Origin of the sequence: Pseudomonas sp. Irchel s3f10 (assembly GCF_900187515.1) — a bacterium.
Classification (GTDB): Bacteria; Pseudomonadota; Gammaproteobacteria; order Pseudomonadales; family Pseudomonadaceae; genus Aquipseudomonas; species Aquipseudomonas tensinigenes.
Window position 1 is genome coordinate 721,909 of sequence record NZ_FYDZ01000001.1, and the last position, 24,037, is coordinate 745,945.

16 protein-coding genes are annotated in these 24,037 nt (G+C 58.3%); 12 read left to right on the plus strand and 4 right to left on the minus strand.

From position 1 onward, the window contains the following. Positions 1-163: 163 nt before the first annotated feature. Both CKW17_RS03460 and ccoN read right to left on the minus strand, forming a co-directional pair. Positions 164-382, minus strand: a complete 219-nt coding sequence (locus CKW17_RS03460) for a CcoQ/FixQ family Cbb3-type cytochrome c oxidase assembly chaperone (RefSeq protein ID WP_095118716.1) — start codon at positions 380-382, stop codon at positions 164-166. A gap of 18 nt (positions 383-400) precedes the next feature. Then, entirely contained in the window at positions 401-1,828 is a 1,428-nt protein-coding gene (ccoN, locus tag CKW17_RS03465) for a cytochrome-c oxidase, cbb3-type subunit I (RefSeq protein ID WP_095119025.1), read from the minus strand. Between the two features lie 346 nt (positions 1,829-2,174). Here ccoN and CKW17_RS03475 point away from each other — a divergent pair, with 346 nt between their 5' ends. From CKW17_RS03475 to CKW17_RS03495, 5 genes are all read left to right on the plus strand, one after another. Then, on the plus strand, positions 2,175-3,848 hold the full coding sequence (locus CKW17_RS03475; RefSeq protein WP_095118717.1) for a nitrite/sulfite reductase: 1,674 nt from the start codon (positions 2,175-2,177) through the stop codon (positions 3,846-3,848). After that, a complete protein-coding gene (locus tag CKW17_RS03480; protein WP_095118718.1) occupies positions 3,845-4,324 on the plus strand; it encodes a DUF934 domain-containing protein in 480 nt (159 codons plus the stop codon). Before CKW17_RS03475 ends, CKW17_RS03480 begins: the two co-directional genes overlap by 4 nt. Positions 4,325-4,544: 220 nt before the next feature. Beyond that, the gene (locus tag CKW17_RS03485; protein ID WP_095118719.1) at positions 4,545-5,519 is read left to right on the plus strand and encodes a hypothetical protein; all 975 of its coding nucleotides are present in this window, start codon (positions 4,545-4,547) and stop codon (positions 5,517-5,519) included. Positions 5,520-6,392: 873 nt separating this feature from the next. Further along, complete coding sequence (locus CKW17_RS03490; protein WP_095118720.1) at positions 6,393-7,070, plus strand: DUF3313 domain-containing protein; 678 nt, start codon at positions 6,393-6,395, stop codon at positions 7,068-7,070. A 587-nt stretch (positions 7,071-7,657) separates the two neighbouring features. After that, positions 7,658-8,026, plus strand: coding sequence for a DUF6124 family protein (locus CKW17_RS03495; RefSeq protein ID WP_077572690.1), 369 nt, complete (start codon positions 7,658-7,660; stop codon positions 8,024-8,026). A 253-nt stretch (positions 8,027-8,279) separates the two neighbouring features. Here the strand turns inward: CKW17_RS03495 and CKW17_RS03500 are convergent, their stop codons facing one another. Continuing rightward, the gene (locus CKW17_RS03500; RefSeq protein WP_095118721.1) at positions 8,280-8,705 is read right to left on the minus strand and encodes a YciI family protein; all 426 of its coding nucleotides are present in this window, start codon (positions 8,703-8,705) and stop codon (positions 8,280-8,282) included. Between the two features lie 341 nt (positions 8,706-9,046). On the opposite strand from CKW17_RS03500, the gene tpx reads away from it, so the two are divergent. The 7 genes from tpx to CKW17_RS03535 all read left to right on the plus strand — a co-directional run bounded on the left by tpx (position 9,047) and on the right by CKW17_RS03535 (position 22,123). Beyond that, positions 9,047-9,547 carry a thiol peroxidase gene (gene tpx / locus CKW17_RS03505; protein ID WP_008086450.1) on the plus strand — a complete coding sequence of 167 codons (501 nt, stop codon included), beginning with the start codon at positions 9,047-9,049 and terminating at the stop codon, positions 9,545-9,547. 186 nt (positions 9,548-9,733) lie between these two features. Then, positions 9,734-11,041, plus strand: a complete 1,308-nt coding sequence (locus tag CKW17_RS03510; protein ID WP_095118722.1) for an MdtA/MuxA family multidrug efflux RND transporter periplasmic adaptor subunit — start codon at positions 9,734-9,736, stop codon at positions 11,039-11,041. Continuing rightward, positions 11,038-14,139 carry an MdtB/MuxB family multidrug efflux RND transporter permease subunit gene (locus CKW17_RS03515; protein ID WP_095118723.1) on the plus strand — a complete coding sequence of 1,034 codons (3,102 nt, stop codon included), beginning with the start codon at positions 11,038-11,040 and terminating at the stop codon, positions 14,137-14,139. Before CKW17_RS03510 ends, CKW17_RS03515 begins: the two co-directional genes overlap by 4 nt. A gap of 100 nt (positions 14,140-14,239) precedes the next feature. After that, the gene (locus CKW17_RS03520) at positions 14,240-17,347 is read left to right on the plus strand and encodes an efflux RND transporter permease subunit (protein ID WP_095118724.1); all 3,108 of its coding nucleotides are present in this window, start codon (positions 14,240-14,242) and stop codon (positions 17,345-17,347) included. Then, positions 17,344-18,813, plus strand: a complete 1,470-nt coding sequence (locus CKW17_RS03525; protein WP_095118725.1) for an efflux transporter outer membrane subunit — start codon at positions 17,344-17,346, stop codon at positions 18,811-18,813. Before CKW17_RS03520 ends, CKW17_RS03525 begins: the two co-directional genes overlap by 4 nt. A 301-nt stretch (positions 18,814-19,114) precedes the next feature. Further along, positions 19,115-21,196, plus strand: a complete 2,082-nt coding sequence (locus CKW17_RS03530; protein WP_095118726.1) for a bifunctional diguanylate cyclase/phosphodiesterase — start codon at positions 19,115-19,117, stop codon at positions 21,194-21,196. Positions 21,197-21,376: 180 nt separating this feature from the next. Further along, positions 21,377-22,123: an SDR family oxidoreductase gene (locus CKW17_RS03535; RefSeq protein WP_095118727.1), complete on the plus strand. Its 747-nt coding sequence runs from the start codon at positions 21,377-21,379 to the stop codon at positions 22,121-22,123. Between the two features lie 121 nt (positions 22,124-22,244). On the opposite strand, the gene CKW17_RS03540 is transcribed toward CKW17_RS03535, so the two are convergent. Then, complete coding sequence (locus CKW17_RS03540) at positions 22,245-24,026, minus strand: ATP-binding protein (RefSeq protein ID WP_176470027.1); 1,782 nt, start codon at positions 24,024-24,026, stop codon at positions 22,245-22,247. Between the last annotated feature and the right edge of the window lie 11 nt (positions 24,027-24,037).

Consider the following 24,037-nt stretch of genomic DNA (forward strand, 5'->3'; position numbering starts at 1 on the left):
CTCTCCCCCAAGGGGGCGAGGGGGAAAGGGAGCCGAGCTTCGTTGTTTTTAAGATTGCATTCACTTCCGATATTTCAGGTCGGCGTAACTCGAACAAACCACTCGGTCAGTTCCCTCTCCCTCTGGGAGAGGGCTAGGGTGAGGGCACCCCACCTGACACCCCTCACATATCGAGATTGACCCACCCCGGCTTCGCCACCTCCGGCGCCACCGCTTTCACGGTTTTACCGGTAGCCAGCTCCACCCGTCGCGCCACCTCCGGGTCATCGGCAAACGGCACCATGCTCGCTTCATCCAGACTGTCCGCCGTCTCCCGCCGCAAGCAGTACTCCACCGCCAGCCACAGAAACACCACGCCCATCACATCAAAGAAAATCTCCATCACGAGCGGCTCCCTGCCTCAGGCGATCTGCGCTTCGCGGTGCGCCAGTGCAACGTCCGCCACCCGCACTGTGCGCCAGACGTTGTAAGCCATCAGCAACATACCCGTGAGGAAAAACACCCCGCCAGCAAAGCGCACGATGAACCCCGGATGGCTGGCCTGCAGCGCCTCGACAAATGAATAGGTCAGCGTGCCGTCCTCGTTGATCGCCCGCCACATCAAGCCCTGAGTGATGCCGTTGACCCACATTGAAGCGATGTACAACACCGTGCCAATGGTCGCCAGCCAGAAGTGCAGATTGATCAGCGGCGTGCTGTACATCTGCTCGCGGCCAAACACTTTCGGCACCATGTGATAGGTCGCGCCAAAGGTGATCATCGCCACCCAGCCCAACGCCCCGGCGTGGACGTGGCCGATGGTCCAGTCGGTGTAGTGGGAGAGGGCGTTGACGGTTTTGATCGCCATCATCGGCCCTTCGAACGTCGACATGCCGTAGAACGCCAGCGACAACACCAGAAAGCGCAGGATCGGGTCGGTGCGCAACTTATGCCAGGCGCCGGACAATGTCATCATGCCGTTGATCATCCCGCCCCAGCTCGGCGCGAGCAGGATCAGCGACATGGCCATGCCCAGTGACTGCGCCCAGTCCGGCAGCGCGGTGTAGTGCAAATGGTGCGGGCCAGCCCAGATGTACAGGGTGATCAGCGCCCAGAAATGCACGATCGACAGGCGATACGAATACACCGGTCGATTGACCTGTTTCGGCACGAAGTAATACATCATTCCGAGGAACCCGGTGGTCAGGAAGAAACCCACCGCGTTGTGCCCATACCACCACTGCACCATGGCGTCGGTGGCGCCGGAATACACCGGATAGGACTTGAACCAGTCCACCGGGATCGACAGGTGATTGACCACATGCAGCATGGCGATCACCAGAATGAACGCGCCGAAAAACCAGTTGCCGACGTAGATATGCTTGGTCTTGCGCTGTACCACGGTGGTGAAAAACACGATGGCGTAGGCGACCCAGACCACGGCCATCCACACCGCGCCGGAGAATTCGATCTCGGCGTATTCCTTGGTGGTGGTGTAGCCCAGCGGCAGGGTGATCAGCATGATCACGATCACCGATTGCCAGCCCCAGAAAGTGAACGCGGCGAGTTTGTCTGAATACAGCCGCACCTGGCAGGTACGCTGCACCGCGTAATAACTGGCGGCAAATTGCGCGCTGCCGGCGAAACCGAAAATCACCAGGCTGGTGTGCAGCGGCCGCAGTCGGCCGAAGGTGGTCCATGGCAGGTCCAGGTTCATCTCTGGCCACACCAGTTGCGAGGCGATGAAAACCCCCATCGCCATGCCCACCACGCCCCAGAAAATCGTCGCAATGACGAATTGGCGGACGACCTTGTAGTTATAAGCCTGTCCGATTGTTGCTGTGCTCATGGTCAGTTCATCCACGGTTGCAAAGTCTTGCCAGGCCACCCGGTCTGGCATGAGCTGCACTGTAGAAACCCCGCCAGAAACAAAACAGGCTCAGGAATCTTTCATTTATGCGGATCAGATTGAAGGGCTGGCTGCGGCGTTCTGCCGCGTCCTGATATGGTTTTTATCGCTTCAGGTGAATCTGTAACGTGCTGCGCTGTTCGGCCATAGTCTGGGAAAAGCTGTAGGAGTGAGCCTGCTCGCGATAGCGGTGTGTCAGTCAACATCTCAGTTGCCTGACACACCGCTATCGCGAGCAGGCTCACTCCTACAGGAATTGTGTGCGTCCTGATGAGGTGGCAGTGGCATGTATCAATACGATGATTACGACCGGGCGCTGGTGTTCGAGCGCGTTGCGCAGTTTCGCGATCAGGTCGAGCGCTTCATGGCCGGGGAATTGAGCGAAGAGGAGTTTCTGCCGCTGCGCCTGCAAAACGGCCTGTACCTGCAAAAGCACGCCTACATGCTGCGCGTGGCGATTCCTTACGGCACGTTGAACGCCGCGCAGATGCGCACGCTGGCCAGCATCGCCAGTGATTACGATCGCGGTTACGGCCACTTCACCACGCGGCAGAACATGCAGTTTAACTGGATCGAGCTGGCCGAGGTGCCGGACATCCTCGAACGCTTGGCGCAGGTCAACATGCATGCGATCCAGACTTCCGGCAACTGCGTACGCAACATCACCACCGAGGCGTTCGCCGGGGTCGCGGCGGACGAGTTGATCGACCCGCGCCCGTTGGCCGAAATCCTGCGGCAGTGGTCGACGATCAACCCGGAATTCCTGTTTCTGCCGCGCAAATTCAAGATCGCCATCTGCTCGGCGAAGCAGGATCGTGCGGCGATCATGATGCACGACATCGGCCTGTACCTTTACCCCGGTCGCGACGGGCAGATGTTGCTGCGCGTGATCGTCGGCGGTGGTCTGGGCCGTACGCCGATCCTCGGTTTGCAGATCCGCGAAGGCTTGCCGTGGCAGCATTTGCTGTCTTACGTCGAAGCGGTTTTGCGCGTGTACAACCGCCATGGCCGGCGCGACAACAAGTACAAGGCGCGGATCAAGATTCTGGTCAAGGCACTGGGCATCGAGGCGTTTGCCGAGGAAGTCGAAGAAGAGTGGCAGCACCTCAAGGACGGCCCGGCGCAACTGACCGAGGCCGAATACCAACGGGTCGCCAGCGCCTTCGTGCCGCCGGTTTATCACACCTTGGCCGACACCGATCTGGACTTCGGCACGTGCCTGGCGGAAAGCCCGGCGTTCGCCCGTTGGGTCGCGCGCAACGTGCAGCCGCACAAAGTGCCGGGTTACACCAGTGTGGTGCTGTCGACCAAACCGGGCATGGCCGCGCCGCCGGGGGATGTCACCGGCGTGCAGATGCTCGCGGTGGCCGATTGGTCGCAACGTTTCGGTTTCGGCGAGATTCGTATTGCCCATGAGCAGAACATCGTCCTGCCAGACGTGGCGAAAACCGACCTCTACGCGCTGTGGCAACTGGCGTGCAAACATGACCTGGGCAGCGCCAACGTCGGCCTGCTGACCGACATCATTGCCTGCCCCGGTGGCGATTTCTGTGCGTTGGCCAACGCCAAGTCGATCCCGATCGCCCAAGCGATTCAGGCCCGCTTCGATAACCTCGATTACCTGCATGATCTGGGCGACATCAGCCTGAACATCTCGGGCTGCATGAATGCCTGCGGCCATCACCACATCGGCAATATCGGCATCCTTGGCGTCGATAAGAACGGCAGCGAGTGGTATCAGATCACCCTTGGCGGTGCTCAAGGTAAAAACAGCGCATTGGGCAAAGTCATCGGCCCGTCGTTCAGCGCGGCCGAGGTACCGCAGGTGATCGAGCGGATCATCGGCACCTTCGTGCGCTATCGCGAGCACGAGGAATTGTTTGTCGACACCGTCGCGCGGATTGGCCTGGAGCCGTTCAAGGAACGGGTCTATCCGAAAACGCTGGAGGCCACGGCATGAATAATCTGTTGCGGCTGGAGCAGGGTGTGGCGCGGATTGTGACGGACGATCCGTGGACGCTGGTGCGCGAGCCTACGACGCCAAGGCCTGATGGTTTGTTGATGCTGCCGCTGGGGCATTGGCTGGAATCGCCGTCGACCCACGCGGTGTGGCTGGGCCCGGATGATGAGGTTGAAAGCCTGGTGCCGTGGTTGCGATCGTTGCCGCTGATCGCGCTGGACTTCCCGAGTTTTCGCGACGGCCGCGCTTACAGCCAGGCTTATCTGCTGCGCAGTCGGTTCGGCTGGGCAGGGGAGTTGCGCGCGATTGGCGATGTCTTGCGTGATCAGCTCAGCCATATGCGCCAGTGCGGGTTCGACAGTTTCGCGGTGCGTGAGGACAAATCGGCTGAGGATGCGCTGAAAGGGTTGGCCGGGATGAGCGTGCTGTATGGGCGCTCAGTCATCGAACCACGTCCGCTTTTCCGTCGGCGTTGATGGTTTGAAAGATCGCAGCCTGCGGCAGCTCCTACAGTGGATCGCGTGTAGGAGCTGCCGCAGGCTGCGATCTTTTGATCTTGCTTCTGCCACCGGGGAAACCCCTACAACCCTCATTCGTTGGGCATTTTCCCTTGGGTCGATGCTGGCCTTTTGGTAGAGTCGCCGTCGCCAGCGGGTTTTCGGCTGGACGATGGAACCGAAGAAGGGAGTCTGATCAGTGAGTCCGGGCAAAAAAATCCTCGGTCTCACAGCGGCGCTGTTAATGGTGACGCTGTGGGCCAGTTACTTTTATGTATTCAAGGAAAACAGCGGTGGCCAGCTCGGCGGCGTCGGCGAAAGCACCGCGTGGTGCGGCACGCCACCGTCTACGGAAGCGGCGTTGCTGGGCAAGGACCAACTGACCTTGCGTGTCACCAATAACCTGCGCGGCGAGTTCATGCTCAGCGGTTCCCTGGTGGTCTCTGAACGTACTTTCAACCGCTATGACCTCGCTCGCAACGAACTGCGCTTGCGTCTGGAACCGTTGCAGTGGTCCTACGGCGTCACGCCGATCTTCCTTGAGCAGGTCAAGGTGCAACCGCTGAGCCGCAACCTGTCGGCCACCAACAAAAGTGCCTACGCCGAACTTGAACCGCGCCCGATTGGCGTGCAGGGCCAGGTCACCGAGTTCCCTTTCGACACCTATCGCTACGGCTACAAACCGGTGCTCTATTACCTCAAGGGCAGCGAGCGCATCGACCTGCGTTTCAAGAACATCACCACGTTGATGGAGATGTCCAACACCTTCACACCGATCCAGAAGTACAACCGCGTCGATTACATCAACGAGAAAACCTCGATGATTCGTGACGAGGATTACAAGGCTTACGGGCCGCACGAATGTGCCTTCAGTGTCGAGCGCAAGGGTTCGTTCAAGGCTGTCGTGCTGTTGCTGCTGTTGGTGTTGTGCCTGCCATTGCTGCTGGTGTTTTACCGTAACGAACCGGGGATCGACTTCCTGGCCACGCTGCTGGGCGCGGCGATCGTGCGAGTGCTGTTGATCGGGCCGGTGCAGGATTTTCAGCTGTACAACATCGATTTCCTGTTGGGCGCGGCGATTTTGTTGGTGGGTACGGTGTCGTTGATCAAGGCGATGCACATCAACAGCCGGCGGGAGATGGCTTTGCGCAGTGGTGAGACTTCATCCTGGTAAATCGGTTGAACCTTGAAAAGCCCCTCACCCTAACCCTCTCCCGGAGGGAGAGGGGACTGACCGAGGTGTCTGTCGTCCTGCACCGACGTGACAGACCGAGTCGACTATGGATTCAAAGCCAATCGCTCACGTCGGTGCATCTCTCGAATTTCCCCCATTTGGTCCCCTTTCCCAGAGGGAGGGGACTGACCGAGTTGTCTGTCGTCCTGCACCGACGTGACAGACCGAGTCGATTATGGATTCAAAGCCAATCGCTCACGTCGGTGTATCTCTTGAATATCCCCCGGTCGGTCCCCTTTTCCAGAGGGACGGGAGCTGACCGAGTTGTCTGGCGAGCGATACCGACGTGACAGACCGAGTCGATTATGGGATTCAAAGCCAATCGCTCACGTCGGTGCATCTCTTGAATCTCCCCCCAATCGGTCCCTCTACCTCTGGCATAGGGGACTGACCGGGGTGTCTGTCTTCCTGCACCGACGTGACAGACCGAGTCGATTATGGATTCAAAGCCAATCGCTCACGTCGGTGTATCTCTTGAATATCCCCCGGTCGGTCCCCTCTACCTCTGGGAGAGGGCTAGGGTGAGGGAAGACAATCTCCAGCCAATCACTTGGTTCATCTGCTTCCAGCCCTGCAAAAGCACCTGCGGGCGTTCCGGCTCAACTTGCTCCAGTGCAGCCGACTCTTGAAGTTCACGCATTGCCAAGTGCTCAATGCAGCGTTGCCGGATGCTCGACGTCTTTCAAATGACGCTTGTGATGCGCCGCGCAGCCTTGCGTGAATATTGTGCTTTGCAATCGCAATTACTGCGGTTTTAGCTATACCTGTAATTCCCCCGGACAAAGTTTTCGGCCTTCTGACAGGAGTTACAGCATGAAGCTAGCAGTGATGATGGGCACTCTGTGCATTGCCACCGTCGCAATGGTGGGTTGTTCCAGCAAAACCGTCGACCCGAAAGAGTACTCAGGCTTTCTCAAAGACTACAGCCAGCTCAAGGAAGCCAAATCTCCGTCCGGTGCCGAGGTGATGCGCTGGATCGATCCGAAGGTCGACATCAAAAAGTTCACCAGTGTGTACATCGAGCCAACCCAGCTCTACCCGAAACCGCAACCGACCGCGAAGATCTCCCAGCAAACCCTCAATGGCATCACCTCCTACTACGATCAGGCGCTCAAACGTGAGATCGGCAAAGACTTGCCGCTGGCCACCGGCCCGGGCCCAGGCGTGATTGTGGTGCGTGCGGCGATCACCGCCGTGAGCAGCAAGACCGAAGGCCTGCACGCGTATGAGGTGATTCCGATCGCTCTGGTCGCCGCAGCGGTCAGCACCGCCAGCGGTATCCGCGATCAGGAAACCACTCTGGCCACCGAAGCGGTGTTCCTTGATGGCGCGAATAACAAGGTCGTCGCGCAAGTGGTGCGCAAAGGCACCGGCAAGCCGTTGGAAAATGACAAGCAGGCGATGACGGCGAATGACGTCAAACCGGTGATCGATGGCTGGGCCTCGGACTTGCGTCAGTCGTATCTGAAGTTGAAGTCCGGGTCCAAATAATTCAGCGCAGTTGATGGCCCCATCGCGGGCTTGCCCGCGATGGCATTTGCTCAGGCGCTACATCATTGCCCGGTAAACCAGCGAAGCTAAGGATTCCCTCCATCCCAACGCGGCACGGTGGTTGACCCAAGCGGCCGAGCCAATGCCGACGTCCTGCAAGGTGCTGCGCACAATGCCCTGCTGGAAGCGCTCGGTGATTTTCGATCGTCCGATCGCGGTTCGAGCCTTCGGCAGCTCTTACATATGCGTATTTCAATTCGGGATGTTTAAGCGTTGTTTGAAATTTGCGGAACGTTCCCACAAGGTTTTCAGGTTGTCCGTCGGACGTCGGGTCTCTAGCCTGTGTTCGTCGCTGCCAAATCAGCGACCGGGACTGGAAACCCCGACGGGTATTAGTGGCGCGTACACGCCTTTCATAACGTATCCTTGCGCACTTCGAATGTGTGCACTCCGTTATGGCGGCTGTGCGCGGGAGACCTTCGGGTCGACCGGGTCGCCGCTGCCCGGGTTTCCAACCTGCGTACAGCTGCCACCTCTTCGTCCGGAAACCGAATGGGGCAGCTCCAACTTTCCAGTGGAGTTCCACCATGAAAAAACCAACACCCAATCCCCCAGAATCAGACGCCGACAGCACATCCCCCTACGCCTCAGTCGACAGCAAAAAACTCCACGAAGCCGCCGACCGCGCCCTCGACTACTACCTCAATCCCGCCGCCGGCATCATGTCCAGCGTCAACGAGCCGGAACCCATGTACCTCGCCAATCCCAGGTACAACACCGAATCTCTTCTAGCCAACGCCAGCGAAACCCTCGGCTCGGCCAGCGAGATGCTGATCAACTTCGCCGCGTCGCTGGAAACCTCCCAGCGCAAGACTGCATTGGGCATCGCGCAAGTCGTCATGCTGGGGGAACTGGCGGTGAATCAAGCCCTGGATCACGTCGAACTCAAGAACTGATCTCTGTTGAATGATCGTTCCCACGCTCTGCGTGGGAATGCAGCCCTTGACGCTCTGCGTCAAATTCGCAAGCTGGAACGCGGAGCGTCCCTTGAGGCATTCCCACGCAGAGCGTGGGAACGATCAAGATCCGCTCTATGCCCGAGTGATCGATTCTGTAGCTGTCGAATGAAATGAGGCTGTGATCTTTTGACTTTGCTTTTTGAGATCAAAAGATCGCAGCCTTCGGCAGCTCCTACATGTGATGTCCGGTTTAGCCGTTTTTCTTGGCCTGTTCGCGAACGCGCTCTTCTTGCGCACGTGCTTCGGGGGTGAACTCGGCGCCGAAGTCTTCGGCAGAAAATATCTGGCGAATTTCAATATCGGACTCGCCGGGCATCGGATTGGGGCAGCGCTTGACCCATTCGATGGCTTCTTCTTTCGATTTCACTTCCCAGATCCAGTAACCCGCCACCAGTTCTTTGGTCTCGATGAACGGCCCGTCGATGACCGTGCGTTTGTCCCCGGAGAAATGCACGCGCGCACCTTTGCTGCTCGGGTGCAGGCCGTCGGCGTCGATGAGAATGCCGGCCTTGACCAGTTCTTCGTTGAAGTTGCCCATGGCGGTGATCAGTTCTTCGCTGGGCATGATGCCGGCTTCCGAATCGGCGCTGGCTTTGACAAGGATCATGAATCGCATGGCGGTGACTCCGTGGATTGTGGGGATTCGTTGTTTAGTCGAACGAGCCAGCGGTGAATCGACAGGGTCTCTGGTAAAAGTGCGGAGAATTTTTCACACCGCAGATCCATTGTAGGAGTGAGCCTGCTCGCGATAGCGGTGTCTCAGTCAACATTTGCGTATATGAAAGACCGCTATCGCGAGCAGGCTCACTCCTACAGGGGAATTGCGGTGGTTTTGTATACAATTTTTCGCGCAGGCACCCAACAATTTCCAAACAGGGCATAGGTCGTCGGACAATTTCGTGGTTAACTTCGGCCTCTTGCATGCTTTCCAATCAAAACATCAGAAGGACTCAAGTCATGGCTCAAGTCACCCTTAAAGGCAATCCGGTTCAAGTCAACGGCCAGTTGCCACAAGCCGGTTCCAAGGCGCCAGCCTTTTCTCTGGTTGCCGGCAATCTGTCCGACGTCACCCTGAAAGACTTTGCCGGCAAGCGCAAAGTGCTGAACATCTTCCCAAGCGTCGACACCCCGACCTGCGCCACTTCGGTACGCAAGTTCAACGCTCAGGCCAACGAAGTGGCAAACACCGTGGTGCTGTGCATCTCGGCTGACCTGCCGTTCGCCCAAGCGCGTTTCTGCGGCGCCGAAGGCTTGGAAAACGTACAGAACCTGTCGACCCTGCGCGGTGCCGAATTCATCGAAAACTACGGCGTGGCCATCGCTGACGGCCCGCTGAAAGGCCTGACCGCTCGCGCCGTTGTGGTTCTGGACGAAAACGACAACGTCCTGCACAGCGAACTGGTCAAGGAAATCGCAGAAGAGCCTAACTACGATGCCGCTCTGGCCGTATTGAAGTAAGCTCTGCCACAAAGCTTTTACAATTGTTAACGGCCTGGCCCTGTCCAGGCCGTTTTCATTTGTGTATCAGTGTTTTGCCTCACACCTTGAAACGTAAGGTGTAAGTAAATTGCCGGTAAAGCTGCTTTGCTAATTCCCCATCAGTGCTTATCGTTCAGCCTCCCGTAAAAGAAGCCCACGCGCCCAATGGTTAATCACTCCATGCAATCGTCTCCCCGTAACTCCCGTCGCTGGCTGATCAGCCTGCTTGTCCTGTTGGTGATCGCTGTCCTGTGCTGGAAATTCTGGCCTGCCGGCTCGAGCCCCAAGGAGGGCGCAGACAAGGCTGCGGCCGGGCACACCGGGCGTTCGGGGATGATGCGGCCGGGCTTCGGTGGCGGTGCGGGGCCGATTCCGGTGCGCGTGGCGCCGGCGGTTACTGGCGATTTCCCGCTGTACTACAAGGCGCTGGGCACGGTGACCGCGCTCAACACCATCAATGTGCGCAGCCGGGTGGGCGGCGAGCTGGTCAAGATCAATTTCGAAGAAGGGCAGATGGTCAAGGCCGGCGACCTGTTGGCGGAGATTGATCCACGTCCGTACCAGAACGCCTTGCTGCAAGCCGAAGGCACCTTGCTGCAGAATCAGGCGCAACTGAAAAACGCTCAGGTCGACGTCGAGCGTTATCGCGGTTTGTACAAAGAGGACAGCATCGCCAAACAGACCCTGGATACCGCCGAAGCGCTGGTCGGCCAGTATCTGGGCACGGTCAAGACCAATCAGGCAGCGGTCAACGATGCCAAGCTCAATCTCGAATTCACCAAGATCCGCGCGCCGATTGCCGGTCGCGTCGGTCTGCGTCAGGTTGACGTCGGTAACCTCGTCACCGCCAACGACACCACGTTTCTCGCGGTGATCACCCAGACGCAACCGATCAGCGTCGCTTTCACCTTGCCGGAAAACAGCCTGGAAACCGTTCTCGCGCGTTATCGCAGCGGCGCCAAGCTTCCGGCCGAGGCGTGGGACCGCGGCGACAGCAAACTGCAAGCCACCGGCGTTCTGCAAAGCCTCGACAACCAGATTGACGTTGCTACCGGCACCCTGAAGTTCAAGGCCCGCTACGAAAACCGCGATCAGGCGCTGTTCCCCAACCAGTTCGTCAACGTGCACCTGCTGGCTGACACGCTGAAAGGCGTGGTGCTGGCACCGTCGGCGGCCATCCAGTTTGGCACCAACGGCACCTTCGTCTATGCGCTGGACGGCGACAAGAAGGTCACCATTCGCCAACTGAAGATCGGTGCCAGCGACGGCGAAAACACCGTCATCACCGAAGGCCTGACAGCCGGCGACCGAGTGGTACTGGAAGGCACTGACCGCCTGAAAGAAGGCAGTGAAGTGGAAGTGGTCAACGACAGCAATCAAGTGCCAACCACGCCGACCGAACACCTGCAAGGCAAATCTGCCGCTACCCCGACTGACGCTGCTGTCACCGACAAGGCCAAGAAGGGCGCATGAACATTTCGCGGCTGTTCATCCTCCGACCGGTAGCCACCACCCTGAGCATGCTGGCCATTGTTCTGGCCGGTCTGATCGCTTACCGCCTGCTGCCGGTGTCGGCACTGCCACAGGTCGATTACCCGACCATCCGCGTCATGACCCTGTATCCCGGCGCCAGCCCGGATGTGATGACCAGTGCAGTGACCGCGCCACTTGAGCGCCAGTTCGGGCAGATGCCGGGCCTCACGCAAATGGCCTCGACCAGTTCCGGCGGTGCGTCGGTGCTGACCCTGCGTTTCAGCCTCGACATCAACATGGACGTCGCCGAACAACAGGTGCAAGCCGCGATCAACGCCGCGACCAATCTGCTGCCGACCGATTTGCCGGCACCGCCGGTGTACAACAAGGTCAACCCGGCGGACACCCCGGTACTGACCCTGGCCATCACCTCGAAAACCATGTTGCTGCCCAAACTCAATGATCTGGTCGATACGCGCATGGCGCAGAAAATCGCCCAGATCAGCGGCGTCGGCATGGTCAGCATTGCCGGCGGTCAGCGTCAGGCGGTGCGAATCAAGGTCAACCCGGAAGCGCTGGCGGCCAACAGCCTGAACCTGTCGGACGTACGCACCCTGATCGGCGCCTCCAACGTCAACCAGCCGAAAGGCAACTTCGACGGCCCGACGCGGGTGTCGATGCTCGATGCCAACGACCAACTGACCTCGCCCGAGGACTACGCCAACCTGATCCTCGCCTACAAGAACGGCGCGCCGCTGCGGCTCAAGGACGTTGCGGAAATCGTCGATGGTGCCGAAAACGAGCGCCTCGCTGCGTGGGCCAACCAGAATCAGGCCGTGTTGCTGAACATCCAGCGTCAGCCGGGTGCCAACGTGATCGAAGTGGTCGACCGCATCAAGGCGCTGCTGCCGAGCATCACCGACAACCTGCCGGCCGGCCTCGATGTCACCGTGCTGACCGACCGCACGCAAACCATCCGTGCTTCGGTCACCGACGTACAACATGAATTGCTCATCGCCATCGCCCTGGTGGTGATGGTGACCTTCCTGTTCCTGCGGCGCGCCAGTGCGACGATCATTCCATCGGTGGCCGTGCCGCTGTCGCTGATCGGCACCTTTGGCGTGATGTATCTGGCCGGGTTCTCGGTGAACAACCTGACCCTGATGGCCCTGACCATTGCCACCGGTTTCGTGGTCGACGATGCGATCGTCATGCTGGAGAACATTTCGCGCTTTATCGAAGAAGGCGACAGCCCGATGCAGGCCGCGCTCAAGGGCGCCAAACAGATCGGTTTCACCCTGATCTCCTTGACCCTGTCGCTGATTGCGGTACTGATTCCGCTGCTGTTCATGGCCGATGTGGTCGGGCGCTTGTTCCGCGAATTCGCCATCACTCTGGCCGTGGCGATCCTGATTTCGCTGGTGGTCTCGCTGACTTTGACGCCGATGATGTGCGCCCGTCTGCTCAAGCGTGAGCCGGAAGAACATGAGCAAGGCCGCTTCTACCGCGCCAGTGGTGCGGTGATTGACTGGATGATTGCCGAATACGGTCGGATGCTGCGCTGGGTACTCAAGCACCAGCCACTGACCTTGCTGGTGGCCATCGGCACTCTGGCGTTGACCGTGTTCCTCTATATGGTCGTGCCGAAGGGCTTCTTCCCGGTGCAGGACACTGGTGTGATTCAGGGCATTTCCGAGGCGCCGCAGTCGATTTCCTTCGCGGCAATGGGTGAACGCCAACAGGAATTGGCGAAAATCATTCTTGAAGATCCGGCGGTGCAGAGCCTGTCGTCCTACATCGGCGTCGACGGCGACAACGCCACGCTCAACAGCGGGCGTTTGCTGATCAACCTCAAGCCCCATGGCGATCGCGATCTGAGCGCCACTGAAGTGATTGCGCGCCTGCAACCGCAACTGGACAAACTGGTCGGCATTCGCCTGTTCATGCAGCCGGTGCAGGACCTGACCATCGAAGACCGCGTCAGCCGCACCCAATATCAGTTCAGCATGTCCTCGCCGGACTCCGAACTGCTCAGCCAGTGGAGCGGCCGCCTGGTCGAAGCGTTGGCCCAGCGTCCGGAGTTGACCGATGTTGCCAGTGATTTGCAGGACAAGGGTTTGCAGGTCTATCTGGTGATCGACCGCGATGCCGCCTCTCGCCTTGGCGTCTCGGTGGCGAACATCACCGATGCGCTGTACGACGCTTTCGGCCAGCGGCAGATCTCGACCATTTATACCCAGGCCAGCCAATACCGCGTGGTGTTGCAAGCCCAGGCCGGGGAGAAGATCGGCCCGCAGGCGCTGGACCAGATTCACGTCAAGACCACCGATGGCGCCCAGGTTCGCCTATCGAGTCTGGCCCATGTGGAAGAGCGGCAGGCGCAACTGGCAATCACCCACATCGGCCAGTTCCCGGCAGTGATGATGTCGTTCAACCTCGCACCCGGAGTGGCGTTGGGGCATGCGGTCGACATCATTGAGCAGGTACAGAAAGACATCGGCATGCCGGTCGGTGTGCAGACTCAGTTCCAGGGTGCAGCCGAAGCCTTCCAGGCCTCGTTGTCGAGCACCTTGCTGCTGATTCTGGCGGCGGTGGTGACCATGTACATCGTGCTCGGCGTGCTCTACGAGAGCTACATCCACCCGATTACCATTCTGTCGACCTTGCCGTCGGCGGCCGTCGGTGCCTTGTTGGCATTGCTGCTCAGTGGCAATGACCTGGGCATGATTGCCATCATCGGCATCATCCTGCTGATCGGTATCGTGAAAAAGAACGCGATCATGATGATCGACTTCGCCCTCGATGCTGAACGCACCCAAGGCATGGCGCCGGAGCAGGCGATCTATCAGGCGGCGCTGTTGCGCTTCAGACCCATTCTTATGACCACCCTGGCGGCGCTGTTCGGTGCGGTGCCGTTGATGCTCGCCACGGGCTCAGGTGCTGAACTGCGTCAGCCGCTGGGGCTGGTGATGGTCGGCGGTCTGCTGGTGAGTCAGGTGCTGACGCTGTTCACCACGCCGGTGATCTACCTGTATTTCGACCGCCTCGGGCGACGCTTTGGCAAGACCAATGCTGACACTGAGGAGGTCTCGGTATGAAAGCAGCTGCAAGCTTCGAGCTACAAGCTGCAAGAAAAAAGCAGATCCTGCGCATGTTTCTAGCTTGCAGCTTGCAGCTTGAAGCTTGGAGCTGGCCTCTATGAATTTGTCCGGTCCTTTCATCAAGCGTCCGGTCGCGACGATGCTGCTGAGCCTGGCGATCATGCTGCTCGGCGGCGTCAGCTTCGGTCTGCTGCCGGTTTCGCCGCTGCCGCAAATGGATTTCCCGGTGATCGTCGTGCAGGCGAGCCTGCCCGGCGCGAGTCCCGAGGTCATGGCGTCCACCGTGGCGACGCCGCTGGAGCGCTCATTCGGCGCGATCGCCGGCGTCAACACCATGAGCAGCCGCTCCAGTCAGGGTTCGACCCGGGTCATTCTGCAGTTTGACCTCGACCGCGACATCAACGGCGCCGCGCGGGAAGTGCAGGCGGCGATCAACGCTTCGCGCAACCTGCTGCCGAGCGGTATGCGCAGCATGCCGACCTACAAGAAGGTCAACCCGTCACAGGCGCCGATCATGGTGCTGTCGCTGACGTCCGACGTGCTGGAAAAAGGCCAGCTCTACGATTTGGCTTCGACCATTCTTTCCCAGAGTCTGTCCCAGGTGCAGGGCGTCGGCGAAGTGCAGATCGGTGGCAGTTCGTTGCCGGCGGTGCGTATCGAACTCGAACCGCAGGCGCTGAACCAGTACGGCGTGGCGCTCGACGATGTGCGCAAGACCATCGCCGATGCCAACGTGCGCCGGCCCAAGGGTTCGGTCGAGGACGGTCAGCGTCTATGGCAGATCCAGGCCAATGACCAGTTGGAAAAAGCCAAGGATTACGAATCACTGATCATCCACTACGCCGACGGCGCCGCGCTGCGCCTCAAGGACGTGGCCAAGGTCAGCGACGGCGTCGAAGATCGCTACAACAGCGGCTTCTTCAACGATGACGCGGCGGTGCTGCTGGTGATCAACCGCCAGGCCGGCGCCAACATCATCGAGACGGTCAACGAGATCAAGGCGCAACTGCCGGCACTGCAAGCGGTGTTGCCGGCCAGCGTGAAGCTGGATCTGGCCATGGACCGCTCGCCGGTGATCAAGGCAACGTTGCACGAAGCCGAGATGACCTTGCTGATTGCCGTGGTGCTGGTGATTCTGGTGGTGTTCCTGTTTCTCGGTAACTTCCGCGCCTCGCTGATTCCGACATTGGCCGTGCCGGTGTCGCTGGTCGGCACCTTTGCGGTGATGTACCTCTATGGCTTCTCGCTGAACAACCTGTCGCTGATGGCGCTGATCCTGGCCACCGGACTGGTGGTGGACGACGCCATTGTGGTGCTGGAGAACATCTCGCGGCACATCGACGAGGGCGTTAAACCGATGCAGGCCGCGTACCTCGGGGCCAAGGAAGTCGGTTTCACCTTGCTGTCGATGAACGTCTCGTTGGTGGCGGTGTTCCTGTCGATTCTGTTCATGGGCGGCATCGTCGAGAGCCTGTTCCGTGAGTTTTCCATTACCCTGGCGGCGGCTATTGTGGTGTCGCTGGTGGTCTCGCTGACGTTGACGCCGATGCTCTGCGCCCGTTGGCTGAAACCGCACACACCGGGGCAGGAAAACCGTCTGCAACGCTGGAGTCGCCGCACCAACGACTGGATGGTCGGCAAATACGCCACCAGCCTCGACTGGGTGTTGCGCCACCGACGCCTGACGCTGCTCAGCCTGCTGATCACCGTAGGCGTCAACGTCGCGCTGTACGTGGTGGTGCCGAAAACCTTCATGCCGCAGCAGGACACCGGCCAGTTGATCGGTTTCGTGCGCGGTGACGACGGTCTGTCGTTCAGCGTGATGCAGCCGAAAATGGAAATCTTCCGCCGCGCCGTGCTCAAGGACGAAGCGGTGGAAAGTGTCGCCGGGTTCATCGGCGGCAGCAACGGCACCAACAACGCCTTCATGCTGGTACGTCTGAAGCCGATCAACGAACGCCAGCTCAACGCGCAGAAAGTCATCGAACGCCTGCGCAAGGAAATGCCCAAGGTGCCCGGCGCGCAACTGATGCTGATGGCCGATCAGGATCTGCAATTTGGCGGTGGTCGCGAGCAGACCACGTCGCAGTACAGCTACATCCTGCAAAGTGGCGATCTGGGCGAGTTGCGCAAGTGGTATCCAAAAGTGGTTGCCGCGTTAAGAGCGTTGCCTGAACTGACCGCGATCGACGCGCGTGAAGGCAAGGGTGCCCAGCAAGTGACGTTGATCGTCGACCGCGATCAGGCCAAGCGCCTGGGGATCGACATGGACATGGTTACCTCGGTGTTGAACAACGCCTACAGCCAGCGGCAGATTTCGACGATCTATGACAGCCTCAACCAGTATCAGGTGGTGATGGAGGTCAATCCGAAATACGCCCAGGACCCGGTGACGCTCAAGCAGGTTCAGGTGATCACCGCTGACGGTGCGCGGGTGCCGCTGTCGACGATCGCTCATTATGAGAGCAGCCTGGAAGATGACCGCGTCAGCCACGAAGGCCAGTTCGCCTCCGAAGACATTTCCTTCGATATGGCCGAAGGCGTGACGGTGGAGCAGGGCAGTGCCGCGATCGAGCGAGCGATTGCCAAGCTCGGCCTGCCGGAAGATGTCATCGCGAAAATGGCCGGTACCGCCGACGCTTTTGCCGCGACGCAGAAGAGCCAGCCGTTCATGATTCTCGGCGCGTTGCTGGCGGTGTATCTGGTATTGGGCGTGCTGTATGAAAGCTACATCCATCCGCTGACGATCCTGTCGACCCTGCCGTCGGCCGGTGTCGGCGCGTTGCTGTCGATCTATGCGCTGGGCGGCGAGTTCAGCCTGATCTCGTTGCTCGGGTTGTTCCTGCTGATTGGCGTGGTGAAGAAAAACGCCATTCTGATGATCGACCTCGCGCTGCAACTGGAACGGCATCAGGGCCTGTCGCCGCTGGAATCGATTCGCAGTGCCTGTCTGCAACGCCTGCGACCGATTCTGATGACCACCCTGGCGGCGATTCTCGGTGCCTTGCCGCTACTGCTCAGCCGGGCCGAAGGCGCGGAAATGCGCCAGCCGCTGGGCCTGACCATCATCGGCGGACTGGTTTTCAGCCAGGTGCTGACGCTTTACACCACGCCTGTGGTTTACCTCTATCTCGACAAGCTGCGCCATCGTTTCAACAAATGGCGTGGCGTGCGTACTGACGCCGCTCTGGAAACTCCGCTATGACTGACCGTTCGCTTTTCAATCTGGCCACCGTTCGAGGCTCGCGTCTGCTGAGCCTGTCGCTGTGCGTGGCGATGCTCAGTGCCTGCGCTGTCGGCCCGGACTACCAGCGTCCGCAAACCGCTGAGATCGCTCAGTACAAAGAAGCCGAGGGCTGGACCCAGGCCAACCCGAGCGATTCGCTGGCCCGGGGTGCGTGGTGGGAGTTGTACGGCGATCAGCAGCTCAACGGCTTGATCGAACGCCTGAACAATGCCAACCAGACTGTCGCGCAGTCGGAAGCCCAGTACCGTCAGGCCCAGGCGTTGGTGCGCAGTGCGCGCGGGGCGTTTTACCCGAGTGTCGATCTGAGCTTGGGTAAAACCCGCTCCAGCCAAGGCACCGGCAGCAGCAGTTCGAGTCTGAGCAGTTCCTCCAGTGGTATTCGCGATACCTATAACGCCGAGCTGGGCGTCAGTTGGGAAGCCGATGTGTGGGGCAAGTTGCGCCGTGGGCTTGAGGCTGACGAGGCCAGCGCCCAAGCCAGTTTTGCCGATCTGGCGGCGATGCGCCTGAGTCAGCAGTCGGAGCTGGTGCAGAACTACCTGCAATTGCGGGTGATCGATCAGCAAAAACGTCTGCTCGAAGCCACGGTTGCCGCTTACGAACGCTCGCTGAAAATGACCCAGAACCAATACCGCGCGGGCGTTTCCGGGCGGGATGCGGTGGCCCAGGCGCAGACGCAACTGAAAAGCACCCAGGCCGATCTGGTCGATCTGATCTGGCAACGCGCGCAGTTTGAAAATGCGATTGCCGTACTGACCGGGCAAGCACCGGCGGATTTCAACATTGCCGAAGTGCAGACCATTCCGAAGTTGCCGCAGGTGCCGTTGAGTCTGCCGTCGCAGCTGTTGGAACGCCGCCCGGACATTGCTTCGGCCGAGCGCTCGGTGATCGCCGCCAACGCCAACATCGGCGTGGCCAAAGCCGCGTATTACCCGGATCTGAGCTTGAGTCTGAGCGGCGGTTACAGCAGCAGTACCTCGCAGAACCTGATCAGCCTGCCGAACCGCTTCTGGTCGGTCGGGCCAAAACTGGCGCTGCCGCTGTTTGACGGTGGCATACGTTCGGCAGAAGTCGACCGCACCGAGGCGGTGTACGATCAGACCGTGGCCAAGTACCGTCAGACCGTGCTCGACGGTTTCCGCGAAGTTGAAAACTACCTGGTGCAGCTCAAGGTCTACGAAGACGAAGCGGCGGTGCGCCAGGAGGCCCTCGACGCCGCCCGCGACTCCCTGCGCCTGACAGAGAACCAGTACAAGGCCGGTCTGATTGCTTACATCGATGTGGTGGTGGTGCAAGCCACGGCACTGAGCAACGAGCGCAGCGTGCTGAACATTCTGCAAAGCCGTTTGATTGCAAGCGTGCAATTGATTGCGGCGCTGGGCGGTGGCTGGGATGGGCAACTGGATGTAACTGACGCCCAATAAAACACGCCATCACTGATCGTTCCCACGCTCCGCGTGGGAATGCAGCCCGGGACGCTCCGCGTCCCATCCAGAGCCGAACGCAGAGCGTCCGCTGAGGCATTCCCACGCAGAGCGTGGGAACGATCGGGTAAAGCCGTGAGCGCTGGGCCAGAGCCTCGTCGGCCGATCAAACGAGCGTTTCATCGGCTTGATGGCCAATTGATAACTTTGTCAGTGCGTTCTTCTGCGTAATCAGTACAATCGCCGCATTTGCCCGACCGAGAATGGACGCAGTCCGCGTTGGGTGGTCACGAGAAATCCCATGCTCATCGGTAGTTATTCCTCCACCCTGGTTTTCATTTCGTTGTGCGTGGCGATTCTCGCTTCCTACACCGCGCTCGACCTCACCGGTCGCATCGCCACGGCCAAGGGCCGTGCGGTGCATTTCTGGACCGCCGGCGGTGCGTTTGCCATGGGCATCGGCGTGTGGTCGATGCACTTCATTGGCATGCTCGCCTTCAAGCTGCCGATCGACCTTGGCTACGACATCACTCTGACCGCGCTGTCACTGTTGATTGCGGTGTTGTCCTGCGGATTTGCCTTGTGGCTGGTCAGTCAGCCGAAACTGCCGATTCTGCAACTGGCGTTCGGCGCGCTGATCATGGGCGCCGGGATCAGTGCCATGCATTACACCGGCATGGCGGCGATGCGCATGACCCCGGGTATCGACTACGACCCGACGCTGTTCGGCGCCTCGTTGCTGATCGCCGTGGGTGCGTCGGCCGCGGCACTGTGGATTGCCTTTCGCCTGCGTAAGCACTCGCCGTATGTGCGCCTGATTCGCGGCGGTGCAGCGGTCATCATGGGCATCGCCATTGTCGGCATGCATTACACCGGCATGGCTGCTGCGCAATTCCCTGATGGCAGTTTCTGTGGCGCCACCGTCAATGGCTTGAAGGGCAATGGCCTCGACAGCCTGGTGTTGATCACCACGTTGGCGGTGCTGTCGATTGCCTTGCTGACCTCGATTCTCGACGCGCGCCTCGAAGCGCGTACCGCTGATCTCGCGCACTCGTTGACCGTGGCCAACCGCGAACTCACGCAATTGGCCCTGCACGACACGCTGACCGGCCTGCCGAACCGCATGTTGCTGGACGACCGGATCAATCAGGCGATGAAAAAGGTCCACGAGCAGGGCGGCTGTTTTGCCTTGATGTTCATCGATCTTGATGGCTTCAAACCGGTTAACGATGCGTTTGGTCATCACATGGGCGATCAGTTGTTGCGCGAAGTCGGCGTGCGTCTGCGTGAAGACTTGCGCAGCCTGGACACACTGGCGCGCATCGGTGGCGATGAATTCGTGTTGCTGGTGCGTCTGAGCGAACCCAATGATGCGCTGGGACTGGCCGCGCGTCAGGTCGGTCTGATCGCGCAATCATTCCGCGTCGCCGAACATGACTTGCAGATTTCCGCCAGCGTCGGCATCGCCCTGTACCCAGGCAATGGCCAGACCGCGCAGGAACTGCTGATGAATGCCGACGCGGCGATGTACCACGCCAAGGGTGGCGGCAAAAACGGTTACAGCTTTTTCGACGCGTCGATGAACAACAACGCGCGCAAGCAGTTGCAGTTGTTGCAGGACCTGCGCGCGGCGCTGGAACACAGCCAGTTCAGCCTGCATTACCAACCCAAGTTCGACGCCGCCAACGGCCGTCCGGTCGGGGCCGAGGCGCTGTTGCGCTGGCAACACCCGATCCACGGCATGCTGATGCCGGACAAGTTTATCGACCTGGCCGAGAAGTCCGGGCTGATCATCCCGATCGGCGACTGGGTGCTCAATGAAGCCTGTCGGCAGATGCGCGAGTGGTTTGTGCTCGGTTACACCGATTGGCGCATCGCGGTGAACCTGTCGGCGTTGCAGTTTTGCCACACCGGGCTGGTGCGCAGCGTGGCCAAGGCGTTGGCCACTCACCACTTGCCGGCGAACAGCCTGACCCTGGAAATCACCGAAACCACGGCGATGAGCGATGCCGATGCGAGCATGACGGTGTTGCAGGAGTTGTCGGACATGGGCGTCGATCTGTCGATCGATGACTTCGGCACGGGTTATTCCAGTCTGATGTACCTAAAGCGTTTGCCGGCCAACGAGTTGAAGATTGATCGTGGGTTTGTGCGCGATCTGGAGCATGACAGTGATGATGCGGCGATCGTCTCGGCGATTGTCGCGTTGGGGCAGGCGCTGGGTTTGCGCATTGTCGCCGAAGGTGTTGAAACCGGTGTGCAGCAGGCGTTTCTGACTGAGCTGGGGTGTGATTCGTTGCAGGGTTATCTGCTCGGGCATCCGATGCCGGCGGACAAATTCATGCAGGATATTGCGCGCGGCAAGCAGGTGGCGGCGGTCTGATCGACCGCGTTATCGTTCTTCGCGAGCAGGCTCGCTCCCACATTTGGAATGCATACCCCTGTGGGAGCGAGCCTGCTCGCGAAGGCGTCCGGCCCGACACAACAGACCTCATGCAAAACCCGCCAATGGCGGTTATTCTTCCCCCCGACTGTTACGTGTGCATTTGGGGGAAAGGCCAGCATGGATAAAGTCATTGTGATCACCGGTGGCGGGCGCGGGATTGGCGCCGCTACGGCGTTGTTGGCTGCCGAGCAAGGCTATCGGATCTGCATCAACTATCAGTCGGATGAACAAGCCGCGCAAAGCGTGCTGGAGCAAGTCCGCGCATTGGGCGCACAAGCCATCGCCGTGCGCGCCGACGTCAGCATCGAGGACGAAGTGATCGCGCTGTTCCAGCGGGTCGACACTGAGTTGGGCCGCGTGACCGCTCTGGTGAATAACGCTGGCACCGTCGGGCAAAAGTCGCGGGTCGACGAAATGTCCGAATTCCGCATTCTGAAAATCATGAAAACCAATGTCCTGGCGCCGATCCTCTGCGCCAAGCACGCGATCCTGCGCATGTCGCCCAAGCATGGTGGGCAGGGCGGCAGTATCGTCAATGTATCGTCGGTGGCCTCGCGTCTTGGCTCGCCCAACGAATACGTCGATTACGCGGCCTCCAAAGGCGCACTGGATACCTTCACCATCGGTTTGTCCAAGGAAGTGGCGGGCGAAGGGATTCGGGTCAACGCGGTGCGTCCGGGTTACATCTATACCGATTTCCATGCATTGAGCGGCGATCCGGATCGGGTCAGCAAGCTGGAGTCGGCGATTCCGATGGCCCGTGGCGGGCGGCCGGATGAGGTGGCGGAGGCGATTGTCTGGTTGTTGTCGGATAAGGCGTCGTATGCGACCGGGACGTTTGTTGATTTGGGGGGTGGGCGATAACTCTGACGAGCACCCGTCACGAATCGGCGGCAGCACCTAGATTTTTTAATACACTTCTCTAGGTGCTTGCCAGGTATTGAGTTTTTCCAGTTTTTAGCAGAATGATGGTTTAAATAGCGTTTTAAATATGGTTGGATGCGCAGATTAAATTGATTATTTCGGCGACCTTTTCTTCAAGGTCAAGAACTGCAAAGTCTGGTGTTTGCAAGGTTATGGCTTTGGCAATTTTTACCTTGTCTACTTTGTCTTGAATTTGTTTGTCTTTTTTCTCGAACGGCAGTACATGATCGTATTGCCCGGTGGCCAATTGTTTTGAGTAGGATTTATAAGATGTGCTTAGTGCGGTTTTCATTGTTGAGTGCGGGATGTAGTTTTCTATTTCGCGGCCGGCAGTAATCCAACAAACACCTTTGTGCGCCTTGATTTCCGCTTCTATGCGACGCTTGGTTTCGTTGATGTCATCAGTGGCGCATGATTTATCGCTGTCGATAATAAAAGCTAAATTTTGATTGAGCTTATGTACTGCAATCAGTGCCTTGATATCTTCATCGCTGTGTTCATCTCTGTTGCTGGATAAATGGCTGAGTAAACGACCGCCATAAAACATAATTGAGTAATGTATTCCCTCGATGAGGGTGTCATTTTTCTCGCTTATCCAATGATTGAGATACAGGCGATCTGACGGACCCTCTACCCAGATTATACAGTTCGTTTGGAGTAGGTCTGAAGCTTTATATCCGAGATCTTGAAGTAGGTTATGCTTTGAGGAGTTGCAGTCGGCCTTGGTTATTTTTGTCTGCCCGTCTGTATTTTTTACGTGAAATATCGCAGCGTTAGGTGTGTCAATTATAGAGGAAGAATGAGTTGCGATGAAGTACTGGTTTGATGTTTCAGTTCGCAGATAGTTAATTAAGCGTCTTTGGAGAGCTGGGTGTAAGTGTATTTCAGGCTCCTCGATACATACAATCTGATTTTCTAGAAGTGTGCAAAACGAAGCAAGCATAACGACCTCATGAATTCCCGTTCCAAGGGCTGCTAGTGGGAATGCACGATCATCCATGTGAACCAGAATTTCACTTCTATTATGAGGGATCTCAATTGTTGCATCGTTTTTCTCAAGAACACTTCTTAAAAATTTGTTGATTTTATTGAATTCGTGGTGTCGATTTTTTCCATGTTTTGTAGGATTTTGCAGTTCGGCTATTTTTTCAATGAGCCCTTTTCCTGAGAAATCATCAAATTCAGCCCCGCTTGCAGAAACTTGGCGAATTGCCGGGATTATGTTGGCTTTGGGGATGTTGGTTTTTGAGTCAATGATCAATCTGTTAACAATGTAATTAAGTTTGTCTTCACTTCGGTCTATGGGGTTGCCTCCTAAGCTGGCATTGAGGAAGTTTAAATTTTCTTCGAGGTTTGGTATGTGCTTAATATCGGCGATGGATATCTCTATATCTGAGAATGTAATTTTCCGATTTTTTATTGTGGTGCCTGTAAGCCATAGGAGGTTTTCGTCTGTTAATAGCTTGTCTGCGATTGCGTTAATAATTGCCATGACAGTGCTGTCTTGAAGTAGAGCAGGCTTTTCCGTGACAGCATCTATAAATTGACTCTTAGTAATACCTAAGTTTGATTTGGCTGCTGCTGGATTGCAGTCAATATTGAGTTCGTTGCCGGTGGTGGTGAATGATATGTCCGGACTTCGGCCGTAGTTTATATTTTTAAATGCGTGAGCGTAGCGGGAAATGAAATCAAGAACTGTTGATTTTCCCGAGTTGTTGGCGCCGATAAAAAAATTGAAGTGCTGGAAAGGTGCTATTGTTTGTAGTTCCTTTCCTAAACCTTTGAAGCCCGCTAGCTGTAAGCCTTTAAGGTAGATCCTGTCTGTCATGGTTTCTGATTGCATCCTGCGATCCA

What these genes read in the sequence shown, in the direction of transcription:
- CKW17_RS03475 (WP_095118717.1), top strand. Translation starts at nt 2,175, where the DNA reads ATGTATCAATACGATGATTACGACCGGGCGCTGGTGTTCGAGCGCGTT.
- CKW17_RS03530 (WP_095118726.1), top strand. Translation starts at nt 19,115, where the DNA reads ATGCTCATCGGTAGTTATTCCTCCACCCTGGTTTTCATTTCGTTGTGC.
- CKW17_RS03535 (WP_095118727.1), top strand. Translation starts at nt 21,377, where the DNA reads ATGGATAAAGTCATTGTGATCACCGGTGGCGGGCGCGGGATTGGCGCC.
- ccoN (WP_095119025.1), bottom strand. Translation starts at nt 1,828, where the DNA reads ATGAGCACAGCAACAATCGGACAGGCTTATAACTACAAGGTCGTCCGC.
- CKW17_RS03480 (WP_095118718.1), top strand. Translation starts at nt 3,845, where the DNA reads ATGAATAATCTGTTGCGGCTGGAGCAGGGTGTGGCGCGGATTGTGACG.
- CKW17_RS03520 (WP_095118724.1), top strand. Translation starts at nt 14,240, where the DNA reads ATGAATTTGTCCGGTCCTTTCATCAAGCGTCCGGTCGCGACGATGCTG.
- CKW17_RS03495 (WP_077572690.1), top strand. Translation starts at nt 7,658, where the DNA reads ATGAAAAAACCAACACCCAATCCCCCAGAATCAGACGCCGACAGCACA.
- CKW17_RS03460 (WP_095118716.1), bottom strand. Translation starts at nt 382, where the DNA reads ATGGAGATTTTCTTTGATGTGATGGGCGTGGTGTTTCTGTGGCTGGCG.
- CKW17_RS03525 (WP_095118725.1), top strand. Translation starts at nt 17,344, where the DNA reads ATGACTGACCGTTCGCTTTTCAATCTGGCCACCGTTCGAGGCTCGCGT.
- CKW17_RS03515 (WP_095118723.1), top strand. Translation starts at nt 11,038, where the DNA reads ATGAACATTTCGCGGCTGTTCATCCTCCGACCGGTAGCCACCACCCTG.
- CKW17_RS03500 (WP_095118721.1), bottom strand. Translation starts at nt 8,705, where the DNA reads ATGCGATTCATGATCCTTGTCAAAGCCAGCGCCGATTCGGAAGCCGGC.
- CKW17_RS03510 (WP_095118722.1), top strand. Translation starts at nt 9,734, where the DNA reads ATGGTTAATCACTCCATGCAATCGTCTCCCCGTAACTCCCGTCGCTGG.
- tpx (WP_008086450.1), top strand. Translation starts at nt 9,047, where the DNA reads ATGGCTCAAGTCACCCTTAAAGGCAATCCGGTTCAAGTCAACGGCCAG.
- CKW17_RS03490 (WP_095118720.1), top strand. Translation starts at nt 6,393, where the DNA reads ATGAAGCTAGCAGTGATGATGGGCACTCTGTGCATTGCCACCGTCGCA.
- CKW17_RS03540 (WP_176470027.1), bottom strand. Translation starts at nt 24,026, where the DNA reads ATGCAATCAGAAACCATGACAGACAGGATCTACCTTAAAGGCTTACAG.